This is a genomic window from Streptomyces sp. NBC_00273, assembly GCF_036178145.1.
In the GTDB taxonomy this organism is placed as follows: Bacteria; Actinomycetota; Actinomycetes; order Streptomycetales; family Streptomycetaceae; genus Streptomyces.
In genome coordinates, this window is record NZ_CP108067.1 from 914,607 (window position 1) to 931,264 (window position 16,658).

Sequence of the window (16,658 nt, forward strand, 5' to 3'; positions counted from 1 at the left end):
GGATGCCGGACTACGGCTCCGCGTGGACGCGGCCCACGACGAGCCGGACGGCGCTGATCGTCAGGTCGGGATCGTGCACCTGTACGTAGTGATCGCTCCCGGTGGCCAGGAACTGCGGTGTCTGCGACCCCAGCTCCACCAGCTCCTGCTGGACCCGGGGCCAGACCCGCTCGAGGGTGTCCAGGAGGTCCTTCGGGGACCCGGGCGGGGCGGCGAAGGGTTCCGTCTTGCTGAGGACTGCCATGGGGACCGCGGGCAGCGGGTGCGCGGCAGTGACGGAATCGATCGAGCCGTCGATGTCCACCCTCTCGAAGGCGGGTTGCGCGTCGAAGGGCGTGCCGGGTCGGTCGAGCAGCGTGCGGTACGCGGCCCACCGCACGCCGAAGAGCGCGCGGACGTCCGTGCCGAAGGCGTCGACGAAGACCAGGCCTGCCGTCTTCTCGGGGTGTCGCTGGGCGTACAGCCGGGTGATCATCCCTCCGAAGGAGTGGCCGACCAGCACGTAGGGGCCCGGCAGGCGGGCGGACGTCAGCAGCTCGTCGAGATCGTCGGCCATCGCGCTGAGGGAGCGGGTGCCGTTGACCGGCGTGCTGCGGGTGGTGAGCGCCAACGGGTCGGCGTACCGGACGGTTCCGGGCCGGTCGTAGATGCAGACCCGGGTGAACGCCGCGACGCCGGGGAACACCGCCGGGGACTTCGGTACGGGCGGCCGGGTGTCGGTGAACGTCCAGGTGTCGGAGGAATCGTGCAGCCCGGATTCCAGCAGGACGAGGGGGCTGCCGCTGCCCTTGCAGCTCAGATAGATCTTCCGGCCGCCGCCCACGTCGACCTGGCCGGAGAAGTCGCCGGTGGCCGGGGCGGAGGAGGGCCCGGGCGGTGAGCCGCGCAGCACCGAGGGGCTGCCGCACCCCGCAACGGCGGCCAGTACCGCCGCGGCCGCCATGACGGTCAGGAGCAGGATTCGGTGTCGCATCGGCTCTCCGGGTCCCTCGTCGGTGTCCCTCTCCGGTTTCTCCCCGTCGCCCTCGTCTCCCTCGATCATCCGGCACGAGGGGCCGCGCGCCCGGCATTGCCGGACGGGGAGTCGCGGCCCCTCGGTCGCCGGGTCGCTACGCGCCGGCGCCGGCGGCCACTTGGGCCATCTCCCGATCCACGGCGCCGAGTTCTTCCTTCCGGTCCATGAGCACCAACTGCTCCCGGTAGCGCTCCAGCGCCTTGATGAGCAGGAGGTCCCGGCTCGGCTCCATGGTGTACATGCGGCGCGCGACGGCGACGGCCTCGGCCCGCAGGGCCAGCGCGGTGTCGGGCAGATGTGCGAAGTCCTGGCGGCTGTACTCGTACAACGCCTCGGCGAGCAGCGGCAGATACGCCAGCGGACTCACCTGGACGAGCACGCGGTAGGCGGCGACCTCTTGCCGGGCCGGCAGGGTCTGTGATCCGAGGAGGGCGACACGAGCTCGGAGTACCGCGTCGTGATGGGCGTGCGCTGAGTAAGTCATGACGGCGATTCTGAAAGCCGCACAGGGGTCCGAACAAGGGCAATTCACTGTGCCCTTGGTCCTACGAAAACGGCCTCTGACCTGTCATGATTGATACGTCTTCACCCCTGTGACCCACGGAGCGGGACAGCAGCCGAAGAAGGACGGGCGGATGCGGGGCGCTAGGGTCTGTCGTCAAAGTGATCTTGGATTGTGGATCATGGTTCGTGATACGTCGCCATGAACTGTCCGATGCCGAGTGGGAACTCGTGCAGCCGTTGCTGCCCCGGCCCGTGTTGGGGCGGCCGCGGCTGGATGACCGGACGGTCCTCAACGGGATCGTGTGGAAGTTCCGCACCGGGGTGGCATGGCGGGACGTGCCCGGGAGATACGGCCCGTGGGCCAGTCTTCACACCCGTTTCCGCCGGTGGGCAGCGGACGGAACCTTCGAGCGCATGCTCCAGGCCGCGCAAGCGAACGCCGATTCGGCGGGCGGAATCGAGTGGCTGGTGTCCGTCGATTCCAGCATCGTCCGCGCCCACCAGCACGCGGCCGGAGCCCGAAGAAGGGGCTCCGAAACCCAGCCCTCGGCCGGTCCCGCGGTGGGCTGACCAGCAAGATTCACCTGGCCTGCGATGGATCGGGCCGACCGCTCGCCTTCATCCTGACCGGCGGGAACACCAACGACTGCACGCAGTTCACCGCCGTGATGGAGGCAATACGGGTGCCCCGAATCGGGCCGGGCCGGCCACGCGTGCGGCCCGACCACGTCATCGGCGACAAGGGTTACAGCTCGAAGGCGATCCGCACCTGGCTGCGTCGCCGGGGCATCACCCACACCATCCCGGAGCGGTCCGACCAGGTCCGTAACCGAGCACGGCGCGGCAGCCGAGGTGGCCGCCCACCGGCCTTCGACAAGCAGGTCTACAAACGCCGCAACGTGGTGGAACGGTGCTTCAACCGCCTGAAGCAGTGGCGTGGCATCGCCACCAGGTACGACAAGACCGCCCAGGCCTACCAAGCAGCCGTCACCCTCGCATCGCTCCTGATGTGGGCGTGACACTTTGACGACAACTCCTAGCAAGGTTCCCGTGGTGACGGCGCGTCCCGCACGAGAGCTATCCGAGGAACGACAGCCGCACCTGACGCTCCGGGTTGTCCTTGTTCGTGTCCACGAGGGTGACGGACTGCCAGGTTCCGAGCTCCAGCACTCCGTCGATCACGGGCAGCGTCGCGTGGGGCGGGACGATCGCGGGCAGTACGTGGTCCCGGCCGTGGCCGGGGGAACCGTGCCGGTGTCGCCAGCGGGCATCGGTCGGCAGCAGGGACGCCAGGGCCTGCAGGAGGTCCTCGTCACTGCCCGCTCCCGTCTCGATGACGGCGAGTCCGGCGGTCGCGTGCGGCGTGAAGATGTTGAGCAGTCCGCTCCGGCCCCGCGCCACCTCCCCGAGGAACGAGGTGCAGGCTTCGGTCAGGTCATGGACGGTCTCCCGGTCACCGGTCGTCACGTCGATGGTGCGTGAGGCAAAGATGTCGGCCATGACCGCATCCTTGCGCCCGGCCGCCCCACCGGCGCGCAACCTCGGCCGGTGTCGGCCGAACCGCCCGCCCGGCCGGCCGGCCGGCCGCCTACGATGATCACAGGGGGCTCGATCCGTCCCCGCTCGCGCTCCGGGGGGAATCGTGACCGAGGTGACCGACCGGCCCGTACGCCGTTCCCTGCTCGTCGAGGACGAGGAATGACGGAGGGGGACGTCAAGGCCCTGGCGCAGGAACTCGTCGCACTCGATGTGGCAGCCGGGGCGCGGTGGGCGGTGGGGCCGGCACTGGGGGCCGTACGTGCGGTCGGCCGCAGCCGGCCGGAGCCCCGGGACGGCGTCGCGGAGCGGGCCGCGCGTGCCGAGTTGTACCAGGTCGCCGCCTGGATCGCCTTCGACGCCGAACGGCACGGCGTCTCGCGGCGGCTCCACCTACGGGCCTTGGAGCTGGCGCGGAGCGACCCGGCGGAAGGACCGGACGCCGCCGTGGAGCCGCTGATCCTCGCGGTGCTGGCGATGCAGGAGGAACACCTGGGGCGGCCCGCGCAGTCCTTGCGGATCGCCTCGTCCGTGCTGGCCCGCAGGGCGCTTCCCGGCCGGGTCGCAGCGATCTTCCACGTACGGGCGGGGCGCGCGCTGGCCCGCATGGGGAACGGGCCGCTCGCCGGGCGGGCCCTGGGGACCGCCGCCGAGCTGCTGGCCGACCGGCCCACGGACCGGGACCCCGCCTGGGCCTGGTGGTTCGACCGGCACGAACTGGACGGTCACCACGGCCTGGCGCGGGCCGCGCTCGGGGACCTGGGGGCGGCGGCCGCCCTCCTCCACGACGCCGCGCACGCCGGCGGTGACGGCGGCGGCCCCGCCTACCGGGTGCTGTTCGCCGCGGAACTCGCCCTGGTGCAGGCCCGGGCGGGTGACTGGCGCGAGGTCGACGCGGCCATGGCCACCCTGATGGACGGGGTGTCCTCCGTCGGGTCCGTGCGCGCGCTGCGGGTCATGGGCCGGGCCGCCCGGCTCGTCGAGGACGGCCGTCGCGTCCCGCGCCGAACCCGTGACACGGCCCGCCACCTCGCCCTGGCCCTGCACGACACCGGTACCGGCGCCGGATGAGCGGGGCAGCGCAGGACACCCGGCGGACGTCGGCGGCGTGGTGGTCCCCTCAGGCCTCGGCCAGGCCGGTGACCTCCTGCACGTGGCGCAGGCTGGGCGGGGCGAGCACCTCGTTCAGCTGCTGGAAGATCTGCCGCGCGGCGACCGCGTTCCAGTCCGCGGGGAGCAGTTCGGCGGGCAGTCCGGGGTCGAGGTAGGGCAGGCGGCGCCACTGGGTGAGCATCGGGACGTAGTGGCGGAAGGCCTCGGCGCCGTCGATGGCGGGCCGCTCGGTCAGTCCCGCGGCGACGGGCCCGTAGGCCTCGGTGAATCCGGCGTACTGCTCCTCGATCGCCGGGAAGTCCCACCACGAGCTGACCGTCCCGGGCAGGTCGCTGAAGGCCGCGTATTCGGCGGCGAACAGGTGCACGTACTCGCTGAGCCCGAGCCGGACGAGCATGTCGCGGGCGTCGCCGAGGAGGCGGCCGGGCGCCAACCACACGCCCGGGGCGATGTTCCCGAAGCCCAGCCAGGTCAGCCGTGTGCGCAGCTGGTAGCGGTAGGAGCGCTCGGACTCCGGTACGGAGAAGACGGCCATGGCCCAGCCGTCGCTCAGCTCGGCCGGTTCCAGGCTGCCGAAGATGCGCCGGTCGCCCTCGTCGAAGACGGGCTGCGCGCCCGGGCTGAGTCGGTACCCGGTGGCGCCGCGGCGTTCCGGTTCGAGGACGCCCTTCTTCTTGAGCCGGGAGATCGCCGAGCGCGCCGCCGGACCGTCCACGTCCAGCTCGGCCATCAGGGTGACCAGGTCGGCGACGGAGATCCAGCCGCCGAGGCGTCGCAGGAACGCCCCGTAGACCGTGTTGATCAACGAGCTGGGCCTGAGGGGACTGTCCGCCATGATCACCTTCCGTCGTGTGCGGTGGTGATCCTATCGACCCGGGCGAACGCGACGTCGCCCAGGTCACGGCCCCGGCGGCGGGGTCAGGGTCCCGGTCAGGGGCGGGGTCAGAGGCGGGCGGCCCGCTTGAGCCGGCCCAGGTCCACGAACTTGAAGTCGGTGTCGGTGCGGGCCTGGCCGTCGGCTCCAGTGGTCCGGGGGGTGTTGTGGCCGTCCTGGACGACCAGTAGGCCGCCCGGGAACCGCTTGCCCAGCGGTGCGCTCGTGACGGCGGCGCCGTCGCACTCCTGCGAACCGTCCGGCGAGCCGGGCGTCGCACCGTCACCGATGCGGAAGCCGCGGACGTACGCGTTGCCGTGCTCTCGGTCGAAGACGGCGAAGGTGTCGTCGCCCTGGCTGGACGCGAGCAGGTAACCACCGTGGCCGGGGTGCTTCGGGTCGCGCCAGATGGTCAGACCCTCCACGTCGGCGGAGACGTGCCGGCCGCCGAAGCCCGGGTCCGCGCCCGCGTCGCACTCCTCCGTCCCGGGGTTCCAGGTGCCGGGCACGCCGAAGGTGCGGACCTTCTCGATGAGGCGGGCGGGCGAGCGCAGGTCGGCGTCGAGCTTCCAGATGCCGACGTCCTCCTGACCGGCGTAGAGGTCACCGGTGTCGGGATCGACGACCATGCCCTCGACCTGGGGCCGCTCCCCCGGTTCGCCGCACGGCGCCCAGCTCTTCCCGTTCGGCAGGGTGAAGGAGGCGGGCAGCGAGGTGGTGCGGACGGTGCGGTAGCCGACCTTGCCCTGGGCGTTCGGCAGCAGTTCGGCGAGAGCGAGGTCGGTGGCGTGGCGCCGGCTGGTGACCGCGTACGAGCGACCGTTGCGGCGGTCGGTGTAGGCGGCCAGGCCGTAGGCGGTCCGCTGGTCGTTGACCTCGTCCTGGCCGCTGGAGAAGACCTGCGGGGCGGCGGTCTCGTCGGTGACGTCGACCAGCGGGGCGGCGGGGCGCTTCGGGTCGATCCGGTAGACGCGCAACTGGTCGCGGCCGCGGTCGGAGACGACGGCCACGTCGTGGCGACCGTCCGGGAAGCGGAGTCCGGTGATCAGGTCGACGTTGTTGAAGCGCCCGGGCTTGTCGCCGTCCCTCGGCGGCGCGGGCGCGGGCAGCGCCTGCACCTGGCGCCCGTCCAGGTCGTAGACGCGCAGGCCGCCCTCCTTGGCGGTGGCGATGACCAGACTGGCGTCGGGGTCCTTGGCGTTGCGCCAGATCGCCGGGTCGTCGGCGTTCGCGTTGCCGCCGGCCTCGTCGTCGAAGAGGGAGGGCGTCTCGACGGAGGCCGCCACCCGGGGCAGCGACGGTGCCGTGCCGCCGTGGGCCGCCTCGGCGTGCGCCGGTACGGCGATCACGCCCAGGGCCACTACGGCCGCTGCGGCCACGGCCGGGGTCCGCCTGCTCGGGATCACGCGCATCATGCCTCCTATTGGGGGGGTACGGGGGGCCGGCCGCCTGCTGGCCGGGGTGTCCGGCGGTCCGTGACGGGCCGCACCCACCGTGGGCCACGTCCGGGTGACGACCATGGAGCGGGCATGACGTGCGCATGACTGAATGGTGAAATCCGGCGGCCCCGGGGCTTTCCCGGGAGCTTCCTTAGCGGAACGTTAGATCTGCGTGGCGGACCTTGTCCGGGTACGACGGCCGCCGCATGCTCTGGACACTCCCCCAGCGCCGGGGGCGTTCTGCCGTCCCTCATCAGGGAACATTCCTCTGGAGCCGCCATGTCCCCGTCCGTCGTCATGCCCGCGTCGCCGCCCGGGGACGAGCGCAGGAAGCGCCGTCTCGCCCTGGTCGGCGGTTCGCTCGGCAATCTCGTCGAGTGGTACGACTGGTTCGTCTACGCCAGCTTCGCGATCTACTTCGCCGATTCCTTCTTCCCCGGCGACAACCCGACCACCCAGCTGATGAACACGGCCGGGATCTTCGCCGTCGGCTTCCTGATGCGTCCCGTCGGCGGGTGGATCCTGGGCCGTGCCGCCGACCGACACGGGCGCAAGAGCGCCCTCACCCTCACCGTCACCATGATGTCGGTGGCCGCCCTGCTGATCGCCGTCGCCCCGACCTACGGCCAGGCCGGGTACTTCGGCGCCCTGGTGCTCCTGCTCGCCCGGCTGCTCCAGGGGATGAGCATCGGCGGCGAGTACGCGGCCAGCGCCACCTACCTGACCGAGGCGTCGGCCCGGAACCGGCGCGGGCTGGGCTCGTCCTTCCAGTACGTGTCGATGACCTGCGGCCAGCTGCTCGGACTGGGCATTCTGATCACCCTCCAGCACACCCTGACCACCGCCCAGCTGCAGAGCTGGGGCTGGCGGCTCCCGTTCCTCCTCGGGGCGCTGTTCGCGGTGGTCGTCTTCTGGCTGCGGCGTCGGCTGCAGGAGACCGACGCGTTCAAGGAGGAGTCGTCGGCGTCGGCGGAGACGGGCGGGGACGCCCACGACGACAGCACGCGCGGCACGCTGAAGGCCCTGTGGCAGTACCGGCGGCAGGCGGGACTGGTCATGGCGCTCACCCTCGGCGGAACCGTGGCCTACTACACCTACACCACCTACCTCACCAAGTACCTGGTCGGCAGCGCGGGCATGGAGAAGACCACCGCCACGCTCGTCAGCTTCACCGCGCTGACCCTCTTCGCCGTGCTGCAGCCCTTCGCCGGCATGCTGTCCGACCGGATCGGCCGCCGGCCCCTGCTGATCACCTTCGCGGTGGGCTGCACCGTCGGCACGTACCCGATCATGACCGCGCTCGGATCGGCGTCCTCGTACTGGTCCGCGCTCGGGCTGTCCCTGCTGGCCCTGGTCATCATCACCGGCTACACGTCCATCAACGCGGCGGTCAAGGCCGAGCTGTTCCCGACCCGGGTGCGCGCGCTGGGCGTGGCGCTGCCGTACGCGATCGCCAACGCGCTGTTCGGCGGCACGGCGGAGTACGTGGCCCTGTGGTTCAAGAACAGCGGGCACGAGAAGATGTTCTTCTGGTACGTCTCCGGGTGCGCGCTGATCTCCCTCGTCACCTACGTGCTCATGCCGGACACCCGCAATGCCGCGCTGAGCCGCGCCGAGGCCGAGGCCGACGGCGACCCCGCGCTCGAGCGGCCGGCGGCCGCTCCCGCCGAGGCAGCACGCTGATCCGACCCGGTGAACCGGCGCGTCGGCTCCCGTAAGCTGCTGCGCCGGGTCACGGGGATCCGGTCACGGGGGCTCCGGTACGTCGGGGCGCCGGTACACGGGGCTCCGGTGCACGACGCTCCGGTCACAGGTCGCGAGGGACTGTCTATGCACGCGCTTCTCGTCGAGGACGACGACCGCATGGCCCAGGCCCTCGGCACGGCCCTCGCCCAGCGCGGACACACCGTCCGCCGGGTCGGGCGCGCCCTGGACGCCCTGCGGCACGTCCGCGAAGCCGAGTTCGTCCTGCTCGACCTGGGCCTTCCCGACCTCGACGGGCTGGAACTGCTGCGCCGGCTGCGGACCGTCTGCGACGCGCCGCTGATCGTGGTGACCGCGCGCTGCGAGGAGCGCGACATCGTCCAGGGGCTGCGGGCGGGTGCCGACGACTACGTGGTCAAGCCGTTCCGGATGGCCGAGCTGATGGCCCGCATCGACTCCGTACGGCGCCGGACGGATCCGCACCCGGGCCGGGACCCCGCCCCGACCGGGTCCCGGCCCGTGCGCACCGGCGACGTCGAGGTGGACCTCGCGGGTCGCACCGTCACGGTGGCGGGCGCCGCGGTGCGCCTCACCCGACGCGAGTTCGACGTCCTCGCCTTCCTGGCCGCCCGCCCGAACGAGGTGCATTCCCGCGAGGTGATCCTGGACCGGATCTGGGGTGACGCCTTCCTCGCGGCCTCCCGCTCCCTGGACGTCCATGTGGCGGGCATCCGCGCCAAGACCGGGCGCTCCGGCCTGGTGCGTACGGTCCGGGGGTTCGGCTACCAGCTCGGCTTCCCGGCCCCGACTCCGGCCCCGGCTCCCGTCCCGACTCCGGTCCCCGGCGCCGACCCCGCCCCCGACGTGCGGGGCGGCGAGCGGTGAGGCGCAGGCTGCTGGCGGTGCTGATGGTGCTCATGGGGGCGGCGGCGCTGCTGCTGTGCATCCCCCTGGCCGATGCCTACGCGCGCGGGCGCACCGAGCACCTGCTCCTGCAACGGCGTTCGGAGGCCGTACGGTTCGCCGACCTCGCCGACCGGATGCGTACCGCCGCCGACCGGGCGGAGCTCTCGGCCGAGATCGGCCGCTACGCCCAGCTGTACGGGGCCGGAGTGGTCGTGGTCGACTCCGCGGGGGCGACGGTGGCCCGGGCCGGGACCGGACCGGCGGCCGAGGCCGCCACGAACGCGGCCACCGACGCCGATTCCCCCGAGGGCGGCTCCTCCGAAGGGACGGAGGCCCGTCGCCGTGCCCTCACCGGCCGCTCGACCGACCGGCTGCCCACCCTTCGCCCCTGGGGACCGCGCACCGTCGTGCTGGCCGAGCCGGTGGGCCGGGACGAGCGGGTGAGCGGGGCGGTCCTGATGGCCGTGCCCACCGAGGTCGCCCGCCGGGACGTGACCGTGCGCTGGTCGCTCATCGCCGCCGGGGCGTTCGGCGCCTTCGCGGCAGCCGCACTGGTCGCGGCCGGGATCACGCGCTGGCTGATGCGCCCGGTACTGGACCTGGACCGGGCGGTCGGGCGGCTGACCGCCGGCAGCCTGCAGGCCCGGGCCGTGTCCGACACCGGTCCGCCGGAACTGCGCCGTCTGCGGCAGCACTTCAACACCATGGCGGAGGCGATGGCCGACTCCATCGGCCGGCAGCGCGACTTCGTCGCGGACGCCTCCCACCAGCTGCGCAATCCGCTGGCCACTCTGGTGCTGCAGCTGGAGAACGTCGAGCCGCACCTCGTACCCGGGCCGGGCCTGGCCGAGCACGGCCGTGCGCTGGACGAGGCGGAGCGCCTGGAGGAGCTGCTCGACGGTCTGCTGGCACTCGCCCGCGTGGAATCGGGCGCGGCGGAGCTGGGCGACGAGGACGTGTCGCGGGCGGTACGGGACCGGGTGACGGCCTGGACCCCGGTCTTCCGCGCCGCGGGGGTGGAGCTCGTGGCCACCGGCCTCGCCGAGGGCCTGCCGGCGCGCGGCCTGCCCGACGCGGCGGGCCGGATCCTCGACGCGCTCCTCGACAACGCCGTGAAGTTCGTCCCGCGCGGCGGCCACGTCGAGGTGTGCGCCGCGCACGCGGCCGACGGGAGCGCCGACGCCGTCGTACGGGTCGCGGACGACGGCCCGGGGGTGCCGCAGGAGCAACTGCCGCTGCTGCTGCGCCGTTTCGCGCGCTCCCCGGAGCACCAGAACGTCCCCGGCAGCGGCCTGGGGCTGGCCATCGCCGACGAGATCGCCCGGATCAGCGGCGGCCGGCTCGACGTCCGCGGCAACGAGCCGCACGGCCTGGTGGCCGAGCTCCGACTCCCGTCCCCTCCCCCCGAGTGAGGTCTCAGCCGTACACCGAGCGGTAGTGGGCGGCCGCGCCCGGGTGGAGCGGGACCTCGCCGGTGGAGATGGCGAAGCGGGGCTCCAGCCGGGCCCCCGCCGTCACCTCCCGCAGCAGGTCGCGCCACCGCGCGAACACCACCTCGAGCAGGTCACGTACCGCGCCCTGCGGTACGTCGGTCCGTGCCAGGAGGTAGTTGCCGACGCCGACGGTTCCCACCGGCTCCGTCAGCCCGTAGACGCCGGCCGGCAGCGTGACCGCCGTGTAGACGGGGCCGTGGCGTTCCCGCAGCGCACCGACGTGGGCGTCGAGCGGCAGGAACCGCAGCGGCAGCTCGCGCGCCAGGTCCGCCAGGGCCGGTGTGGGCACCCCTCCGGACCAGAACAGCGCGTCGACCGAGCCCTCGCGCAGGGCGCTCACGGAGGCGGCGAGGCCCAGCTGCCGCTCGTCCGCCACCGGCGCCGCGGGCACCGGTGCGGGCGCGGGTGCGCCGCTCAGCCCGGCCGCCCGCAGGACCCGTTCCGCGACGACCTGCACCCCGGAGCCTGCCGCGCCCGCCGCGACCGGGCGTCCGGCGAGGTCCCGCACCGAGCGCACCGGCCCGTCGGCCGGGACGATCAGGTGCGTGTAGTTCACGTAGACCCTGGCCAGGGCCGTCACGGCGGCCGGCCGGGGGAACGGCTCGCGCCCCAGCACCGCGTCCTCGGCCACGTCCGCCATGGCCAGGGCCAGCTCGACGGAGCCCTCGTCCAGCTTCCGCAGGTTGTTCACGCTGGCCGCGGTGCTCACCGGGACGATCTCTATCCGGCGGCCGCTCTCGGCAACGGCCTGCGCGAGGGCCTGCCCGAACGCGTTGTACGGTCCGCCCTCGGGACCCGTCGCGAGCCGCAGTCGCCGTACCGGTCCGGAATCCCCCGAGCAGCCGGCCGGCAATGCCGCCAGGACACCGAGGCCGAAACCCATCACCCGCCGCCGGGTCACTTCTGAGCTGGTCACGCCGGAAGCCTAGGCCCAGATGTCAAGCCACGGGATTCCGGGGCGTGACCTGTCCTTTCTCATCCTTTTCCCTGAAAGAGGCAATTACTCCGGATCGAACAGGATCGAACAGGAGAAACGCGTGCGCATCGCGATCATCATTGGAGCAGCCGCCATCGCGGCGGTCGCCAGCGTCATCTACATCCGACATCTCTCAAAAATCGACTGCCGAGACCGGTACATTCTCCCGACATTCCTCAACCACGGAATCGTTCCGTTCCGGATCGAAATCACCTACGGGTTCGTGTTGGGCGTGAGCCTGGTCGTGCTCAACAACGTGCTGCCGCTATGGGCGAGCCTCGCCGTCTTCTTGGCAGCGGTACTGCCCTCCACGGAACTGACACGCCGCCGCCACAATCGCCGTGTCGAAAGCCTCACCACATCGGCCGGCGATTCCGACGTCCCCTAGTGCTGCGGGCAGCCCTGATGGCACACGGCCGCGCGCAGCGCAAGGCGCCGACTCCACCCACCCCGACCGCGGCCCCACCGCGGCCCGACAAGACGCTCGACGATCTCGGCGGTGTCCACGTCCCCACGGGGCTTACGGAGCACGGCGGCGCGGTGACGGCGTTCTTCCGGCCCTGGACCGTGGAATTCGAGCGAGTGACCGCCCCGTACGGACCCGGCCGGCCGGGCAGCCCCCCGGTAGCGTCGCCGCCATGCGCTACCACCACGTCGACGTGTTCACCGACCGCCCCTACAGCGGCAACAGCCTCGCCGTGTTCCCCGAGGCCGATCCGCTGACCGGCGCCCAGATGCGGACCATCACCCAGGAACTGCGCCACTTCGAGTCCGTCTTCCTCATGCGCGACGGCTCGCCCGGGCGGCCGCGCTCGTGGCGGGCGCGGGTCTTCGACCTCGCGGGGGAGCTGGACTTCGCCGGGCACCCCCTCATCGGCGCCGCCGCCGTCCTGCACGCCCTCCACGGCGCGGCCGACCACGAGGCCTGGACCCTGCACCTGCCCGACCGTCCGGTGGAGGTCGCCACCGAACGCCGGGGCCCCGGCCGGTACGCGAGCCTCCTCGACCAGGGCGCGGCCGCCTTCCTCGGCCGCCCCGAACCCGAAGGCCTCGCCCCCCTGTTCGCCCTCGACGCCGGTGACCTGGACCCCGGCCTGCCCCCGGAGGTGGTCTCCACGGGGCTGCGCTACCTGGTGGTCCCCGTCCGCGGCGACGCGCTCGCCCGCGCCCGCGTCACGCAACCGCTCGACGCACCCCTGGCCCGCCTCGGCGCCGAGTTCGCCTACTTGCTGGACGCCGCGGCCATGGAGGGCAGGCACTGGAACAACGACGGGATCGTGGAAGACGTCGCCACCGGGAGCGGTGCGGGGTGCGTCGCCGCCTATCTGCGCAGCCACGGCCGGATCGGCGCCGGGGAGCCGAGCCTGCTGCATCAGGGCCGCTTCACCGGGCGCCCCGCCGCGATGACCGTCAGCGCCGACGGCCACGGCCGGGACATCCGCTCGGTACGCGTCGGCGGCGGTGTCGCCCTCGTCGGCGAGGGACGCCTGCGCGAGCTCCCGCAGCCCTGAGGCTCTCCGGCGGCGGACGGCTCCCCTCGCGACCGGGGGCCCGTGCACCTAGCCTGAGGGTGTTGCCCGGGGCCCTCGGACGGCAGGAGACCATGCCGTGAAGCCAACCCACCTCCGGCTGCGCCGGGCCTGCGCGGCCGCCGCCGCAACAGGAGCGCTCCTCGTCCCGGCCGCGGGCTCCGCAGCCGGGACGGACCTTCCCGGGCGGTCGGCTCCCGCTCCCGTGGCCGCCGCCGCTCCCACCCCGCCCCCGCCCCCTTCCCCGGACACCGGTACGGGCTTCACACCGCTCACACCGGCCGTCGCGGCGCAACTGGACGCGGCCGTGCGTCAGGTCATGCGCGAAGCGCAGGTGCCGGGCGTGACGGTCGGACTCTGGGCCCCCGGCAAGGGAAGCTACGTACGGTCCTTCGGCGTGGCGGACAAGGCGACCGGCGCGCCGATGGCTCCCGACCTCCACGTGCGCATCGGCAGTGAGACCAAGACGTTCACGGTCACCGCCCTCCTCCAACTGGTCGACCAGGGGAAGGTGGGCCTGGACGACCACATCGGCGCCTACGTCACGGGCGTTCCGAACGGTGACCGCATCACCCTGCGCGAGCTGGCGGGCATGCGCAGCGGACTCTTCAACTACAGCATGGACGGGGACTTCATCACGCAACTCCAGGCCCATCCGGAGAAGTACGTCCCGCCGCGGCAGTTGCTCGACTACTCCTTCAAGCACCCCGTGCAGTTCGAGCCGGGCGCGGAGTTCGAATACAGCAACACCAACCTGATCCTGCTCGGTCTGGTGGTGGAGAAGATCACCGGCCGGCCGCTCCACGAAGTGATCACCAAGGACGTCCTGGGACCGGCCGGACTCCGCAGCACCGTCTTCCCGACGAGCCCGGCCCTGCCGGTGCCCTACGCGCACGGCTACACCGACCAGACGGCTTCGGGCAAGGTCGAGGACTCGACCCGCTGGAACCCGTCTTGGGCCTGGGCCGCCGGAGAGATGGTCTCCGACCTCCAGGACCTGCGCAGCTGGGCCCGCACCCTCGCCACGGGCACGCTGCTGAAGCCCGCGACCCAGGCGGAGCGCCTGAAGACCACCCCGATGGACATTCCGGGTGCCGGCTACGGACTGGGCATCTTCGACGTCCAGGGCTGGATCGGCCACAACGGCTCCATCCCCGGATACGAGGTCCTGCCCGTCTACCTGCCGTCGGCGAGGGCGACGATGGTCATCGTCTTGAACACCGACAACCAGTACAAGGGCCAGGAGCCCAGCACGCTCTTCGGCGAGGCGGTCACCAGCATCGTCACCCCCGACCACGTGTATCCCGGCCACAAACCCGTCGCACCCAAGAGCGACCGGCCGACCGACCGACCGGAATAGCCCGCAGTTCCAACGGGCCTTGAGGGTCCATCAGCGTCGAGTCCCGGCCAGAATCGACCGGGAGGAATTCCGATCGGCCGACCGATTCCATACGGGTGACCGTTCCGGAAACACCCGGTGAAACGCGGTCAACAAGCCGCCGCCAGGGCCGGATCGGCCGCGCTCAGAAGGTGCCCGGGTCAACTGTGTTGTCCGACAGATGAGTTACTACCCAGAAGACATGGAACGTCGCTCAGAGTTCGGGTAGCTTTCCTTCACGTCGCCGCCACACCCGGGGCACAGGGCCCCATGGGACTAGCGGCGCAAAGGACCCGACCCCTGTTGACGACAGCAACCGAAGTCTTCACAGTCCGGCCGTACACCCCGCATTGCCAGGTGATCAGCACCGAAGGCGATCATGCCGTCATCGGTATTTCCCCGGGGAACAGTTACTTTTCGGCCCAACGTGTCAATGACCTTGCCCACTGGGGCCTGCGCAACTTCGAGCAGGTCGACCTCATCTACACCGACATGCACGTGGCCGAGATGTACGAGGCTCTCGGCTACGGCGAGGACGAAGCGCGCCGGAAGGCGGTGAAGAACCTGCGCGGCGTCCGCGCCAAGGTGAACAACGCCGCCGCAGAGGCCGACCCCACCGGCACCCGCCTCCGCGCCCGTCCGATGTCGTCCCTCACCGACATCCCGGCCTACCGGGCGCTCCACAGTCACCTGACCACCCTGCTGGACACCGACCCGGAGTTCCGCAAGACCAGCAACTCGCTGGTCGACGCGTTCCTCTCGTCCAAGGTCCTGAACGGGAAGGCCGCCACCACACGGCAGCGCGACGTGTGCTTGGAGTACGTCTGCGCCGAGATGCCGCTCTTCCTCGACACGCCGGCCATTCTGGGCGTGCCGTCCTCCCTCAATTGCTACCACCAGCTCCTGCCCATGGCGGAACTGCTCTACTCACGCGGCTCGGGCCTGCGCGCCTCGCGCAACCAGGGTCACGCCATCATCACCCCCGCCGAAGGAGCTCCCGATGTCCGCTGACACCCTGCTCGACTTCCCCTTCTCCGCGCGCGGCGACCAGCTCCCGCCCGAGGTCGAGGAGCTGCGCGCCGAACCGGTGAAGCGGGTGCGCACGATAGCCGGGGACGAGGCCTGGCTCGTCTCCTCCTATCCGCTGGCCAAGCAGGTCCTCGAGGATCCCCGGTTCAGCCTGAAGGACACCTCGGCCCCGGGCGCGCCCCGCCAGTACGCGCTGACGATCCCGCCCGAGGTCGTCAACAACATGGGCAACATCACCGGCGCGGGACTGCGCAAGGCCGTCCTCAAGGCGATCAACCCGAAGACGGACGGGCTCACCGACTGGATGCGCGCCCAGGCCACCAGCCTGGTCGACGGTCTCCTGAGCCACGGGGCGCCGGTCGACCTGCGCGGCCAGTTCACCAACCCGTACGCCGAGAACCTGCACTGCCGCATCCTCGGCATTCCCGAGTCCGACGCTCCGCGCCTCGCGGCCAGCCTCGACATCGCGTTCATGAACTCGGCCTGCCCGGTCACCGGCGCCAAGCTCAACTGGGACCGCGACATCGCCTACATGGTGGAGCGCCTCGACGACCCCACCACCACCGGCCTGATCGCCGAGCTCGCCGCCCTGCGCAACGACCCCGACTACGACCACCTGACGGACGAGATGCTCGCCACCGTCGGCGTCACGCTGTTCGGCGCGGGGGTCATCTCCACCATGGGCTTCCTGACCATGGCGATCTTCTCCCTCCTCCAGAACCCCGAGATGTGGGAGCGGCTGCGCAAGGAGCCGGAGAAGATCCCGGCCGCCGTGGACGAACTCCTGCGCATCAACCTGTCGATCGCCGACGGCCTGCCCCGGCTCGCGCTGGAGGACCTCACCCTCGGCGACGTCGAGGTGAAGAAGGGCGAGCTGATGCTCGTCCTGGTCGAGGCCGCCAACACCGACCCGGACGTGTACCCCGACCCGCACGTCGCGGACATCGACCGGCCGAACGCCGGCACGCACCTCTCCTTCGGCGGCGGACAGCACTACTGCCCGGCCACCGCACTCGGCAAGCGGCACACCGAGATCGCCGTCGAAGTGCTCCTGGAGAAGATGCCCAACCTGGCCCTCGCCGTGCCGGTCGACCAGCTCGTGTGGCGCACCCGCTTCATGAAGCGCATCCCGGAGCGCCTGCCCGTGCTCTGGTGACCGCGT

15 protein-coding genes and 1 pseudogene are annotated in these 16,658 nt (G+C 71.9%); 10 read left to right on the forward strand and 6 right to left on the reverse strand.

Features of this window, described 5'->3' with window-relative positions; translation table 11 throughout:
• Nucleotides 1-10: 10 nt before the first annotated feature.
• Complete coding sequence (locus OG386_RS03720; protein WP_328786723.1) at nt 11-973, reverse strand: alpha/beta fold hydrolase; 963 nt, start codon at nt 971-973, stop codon at nt 11-13.
• Nucleotides 974-1,109: 136 nt separating this feature from the next.
• Nucleotides 1,110-1,499, reverse strand: coding sequence for a hypothetical protein (locus OG386_RS03725; protein ID WP_328786724.1), 390 nt, complete (start codon nt 1,497-1,499; stop codon nt 1,110-1,112).
• A 272-nt stretch (nt 1,500-1,771) separates the two neighbouring features.
• Here OG386_RS03725 and OG386_RS03730 point away from each other — a divergent pair.
• Nucleotides 1,772-2,538: pseudogene (locus tag OG386_RS03730) on the forward strand (IS5 family transposase).
• A 58-nt stretch (nt 2,539-2,596) separates the two neighbouring features.
• Here the strand turns inward: OG386_RS03730 and OG386_RS03735 are convergent.
• Nucleotides 2,597-3,019: a secondary thiamine-phosphate synthase enzyme YjbQ gene (locus tag OG386_RS03735; protein WP_327380915.1), complete on the reverse strand. Its 423-nt coding sequence runs from the start codon at nt 3,017-3,019 to the stop codon at nt 2,597-2,599.
• A gap of 198 nt (nt 3,020-3,217) precedes the next feature.
• Here OG386_RS03735 and OG386_RS03740 point away from each other — a divergent pair, with 198 nt between their 5' ends.
• Nucleotides 3,218-4,126 carry a hypothetical protein gene (locus OG386_RS03740; RefSeq protein WP_328786725.1) on the forward strand — a complete coding sequence of 303 codons (909 nt, stop codon included), beginning with the start codon at nt 3,218-3,220 and terminating at the stop codon, nt 4,124-4,126.
• A gap of 49 nt (nt 4,127-4,175) precedes the next feature.
• On the opposite strand, the gene OG386_RS03745 is transcribed toward OG386_RS03740, so the two are convergent.
• Nucleotides 4,176-5,003, reverse strand: coding sequence for a PaaX family transcriptional regulator (locus OG386_RS03745; RefSeq protein ID WP_328786726.1), 828 nt, complete (start codon nt 5,001-5,003; stop codon nt 4,176-4,178).
• A gap of 107 nt (nt 5,004-5,110) precedes the next feature.
• Complete coding sequence (locus OG386_RS03750; protein ID WP_405790295.1) at nt 5,111-6,457, reverse strand: phytase; 1,347 nt, start codon at nt 6,455-6,457, stop codon at nt 5,111-5,113.
• A 321-nt stretch (nt 6,458-6,778) separates the two neighbouring features.
• On the opposite strand from OG386_RS03750, the gene OG386_RS03755 reads away from it, so the two are divergent.
• The 3 genes from OG386_RS03755 (at nt 6,779) to OG386_RS03765 (ending at nt 10,503) form a co-directional block, all read left to right on the forward strand.
• Nucleotides 6,779-8,164: an MFS transporter gene (locus OG386_RS03755; RefSeq protein ID WP_328793155.1), complete on the forward strand. Its 1,386-nt coding sequence runs from the start codon at nt 6,779-6,781 to the stop codon at nt 8,162-8,164.
• A gap of 147 nt (nt 8,165-8,311) precedes the next feature.
• The gene (locus OG386_RS03760; protein WP_328786727.1) at nt 8,312-9,070 is read left to right on the forward strand and encodes a response regulator transcription factor; all 759 of its coding nucleotides are present in this window, start codon (nt 8,312-8,314) and stop codon (nt 9,068-9,070) included.
• Complete coding sequence (locus tag OG386_RS03765; protein ID WP_328786728.1) at nt 9,067-10,503, forward strand: sensor histidine kinase; 1,437 nt, start codon at nt 9,067-9,069, stop codon at nt 10,501-10,503. Before OG386_RS03760 ends, OG386_RS03765 begins: the two co-directional genes overlap by 4 nt.
• Nucleotides 10,504-10,507: 4 nt before the next feature.
• Here the strand turns inward: OG386_RS03765 and OG386_RS03770 are convergent, their stop codons facing one another.
• The gene (locus OG386_RS03770) at nt 10,508-11,500 is read right to left on the reverse strand and encodes a TAXI family TRAP transporter solute-binding subunit (protein ID WP_328786729.1); all 993 of its coding nucleotides are present in this window, start codon (nt 11,498-11,500) and stop codon (nt 10,508-10,510) included.
• 121 nt (nt 11,501-11,621) lie between these two features.
• Here OG386_RS03770 and OG386_RS03775 point away from each other — a divergent pair, with 121 nt between their 5' ends.
• From OG386_RS03775 to OG386_RS03795, 5 genes are all read left to right on the forward strand, one after another.
• On the forward strand, nt 11,622-11,948 hold the full coding sequence (locus tag OG386_RS03775; protein ID WP_328786730.1) for a hypothetical protein: 327 nt from the start codon (nt 11,622-11,624) through the stop codon (nt 11,946-11,948).
• A 250-nt stretch (nt 11,949-12,198) separates the two neighbouring features.
• Nucleotides 12,199-13,071, forward strand: a complete 873-nt coding sequence (locus tag OG386_RS03780) for a PhzF family phenazine biosynthesis protein (RefSeq protein WP_328786731.1) — start codon at nt 12,199-12,201, stop codon at nt 13,069-13,071.
• A 97-nt stretch (nt 13,072-13,168) separates the two neighbouring features.
• Nucleotides 13,169-14,449, forward strand: coding sequence for a serine hydrolase domain-containing protein (locus OG386_RS03785; RefSeq protein ID WP_328786732.1), 1,281 nt, complete (start codon nt 13,169-13,171; stop codon nt 14,447-14,449).
• A gap of 288 nt (nt 14,450-14,737) precedes the next feature.
• Nucleotides 14,738-15,478, forward strand: coding sequence for a tRNA-dependent cyclodipeptide synthase (locus OG386_RS03790; protein WP_328786733.1), 741 nt, complete (start codon nt 14,738-14,740; stop codon nt 15,476-15,478).
• Nucleotides 15,468-16,652 carry a cytochrome P450 gene (locus tag OG386_RS03795; protein WP_328786734.1) on the forward strand — a complete coding sequence of 395 codons (1,185 nt, stop codon included), beginning with the start codon at nt 15,468-15,470 and terminating at the stop codon, nt 16,650-16,652. The genes OG386_RS03790 and OG386_RS03795 overlap by 11 nt, the downstream gene beginning before the upstream one ends.
• Nucleotides 16,653-16,658: the final 6 nt, after the last annotated feature.

What these genes read in the sequence shown, in the direction of transcription:
- OG386_RS03780 (WP_328786731.1), top strand. Translation starts at nt 12,199, where the DNA reads ATGCGCTACCACCACGTCGACGTGTTCACCGACCGCCCCTACAGCGGC.
- OG386_RS03790 (WP_328786733.1), top strand. Translation starts at nt 14,738, where the DNA reads ATGGGACTAGCGGCGCAAAGGACCCGACCCCTGTTGACGACAGCAACC.
- OG386_RS03725 (WP_328786724.1), bottom strand. Translation starts at nt 1,499, where the DNA reads ATGACTTACTCAGCGCACGCCCATCACGACGCGGTACTCCGAGCTCGT.
- OG386_RS03740 (WP_328786725.1), top strand. Translation starts at nt 3,218, where the DNA reads ATGACGGAGGGGGACGTCAAGGCCCTGGCGCAGGAACTCGTCGCACTC.
- OG386_RS03735 (WP_327380915.1), bottom strand. Translation starts at nt 3,019, where the DNA reads ATGGCCGACATCTTTGCCTCACGCACCATCGACGTGACGACCGGTGAC.
- OG386_RS03750 (WP_405790295.1), bottom strand. Translation starts at nt 6,457, where the DNA reads ATGATGCGCGTGATCCCGAGCAGGCGGACCCCGGCCGTGGCCGCAGCG.
- OG386_RS03745 (WP_328786726.1), bottom strand. Translation starts at nt 5,003, where the DNA reads ATGGCGGACAGTCCCCTCAGGCCCAGCTCGTTGATCAACACGGTCTAC.
- OG386_RS03795 (WP_328786734.1), top strand. Translation starts at nt 15,468, where the DNA reads ATGTCCGCTGACACCCTGCTCGACTTCCCCTTCTCCGCGCGCGGCGAC.
- OG386_RS03760 (WP_328786727.1), top strand. Translation starts at nt 8,312, where the DNA reads ATGCACGCGCTTCTCGTCGAGGACGACGACCGCATGGCCCAGGCCCTC.
- OG386_RS03720 (WP_328786723.1), bottom strand. Translation starts at nt 973, where the DNA reads ATGCGACACCGAATCCTGCTCCTGACCGTCATGGCGGCCGCGGCGGTA.
- OG386_RS03755 (WP_328793155.1), top strand. Translation starts at nt 6,779, where the DNA reads ATGCCCGCGTCGCCGCCCGGGGACGAGCGCAGGAAGCGCCGTCTCGCC.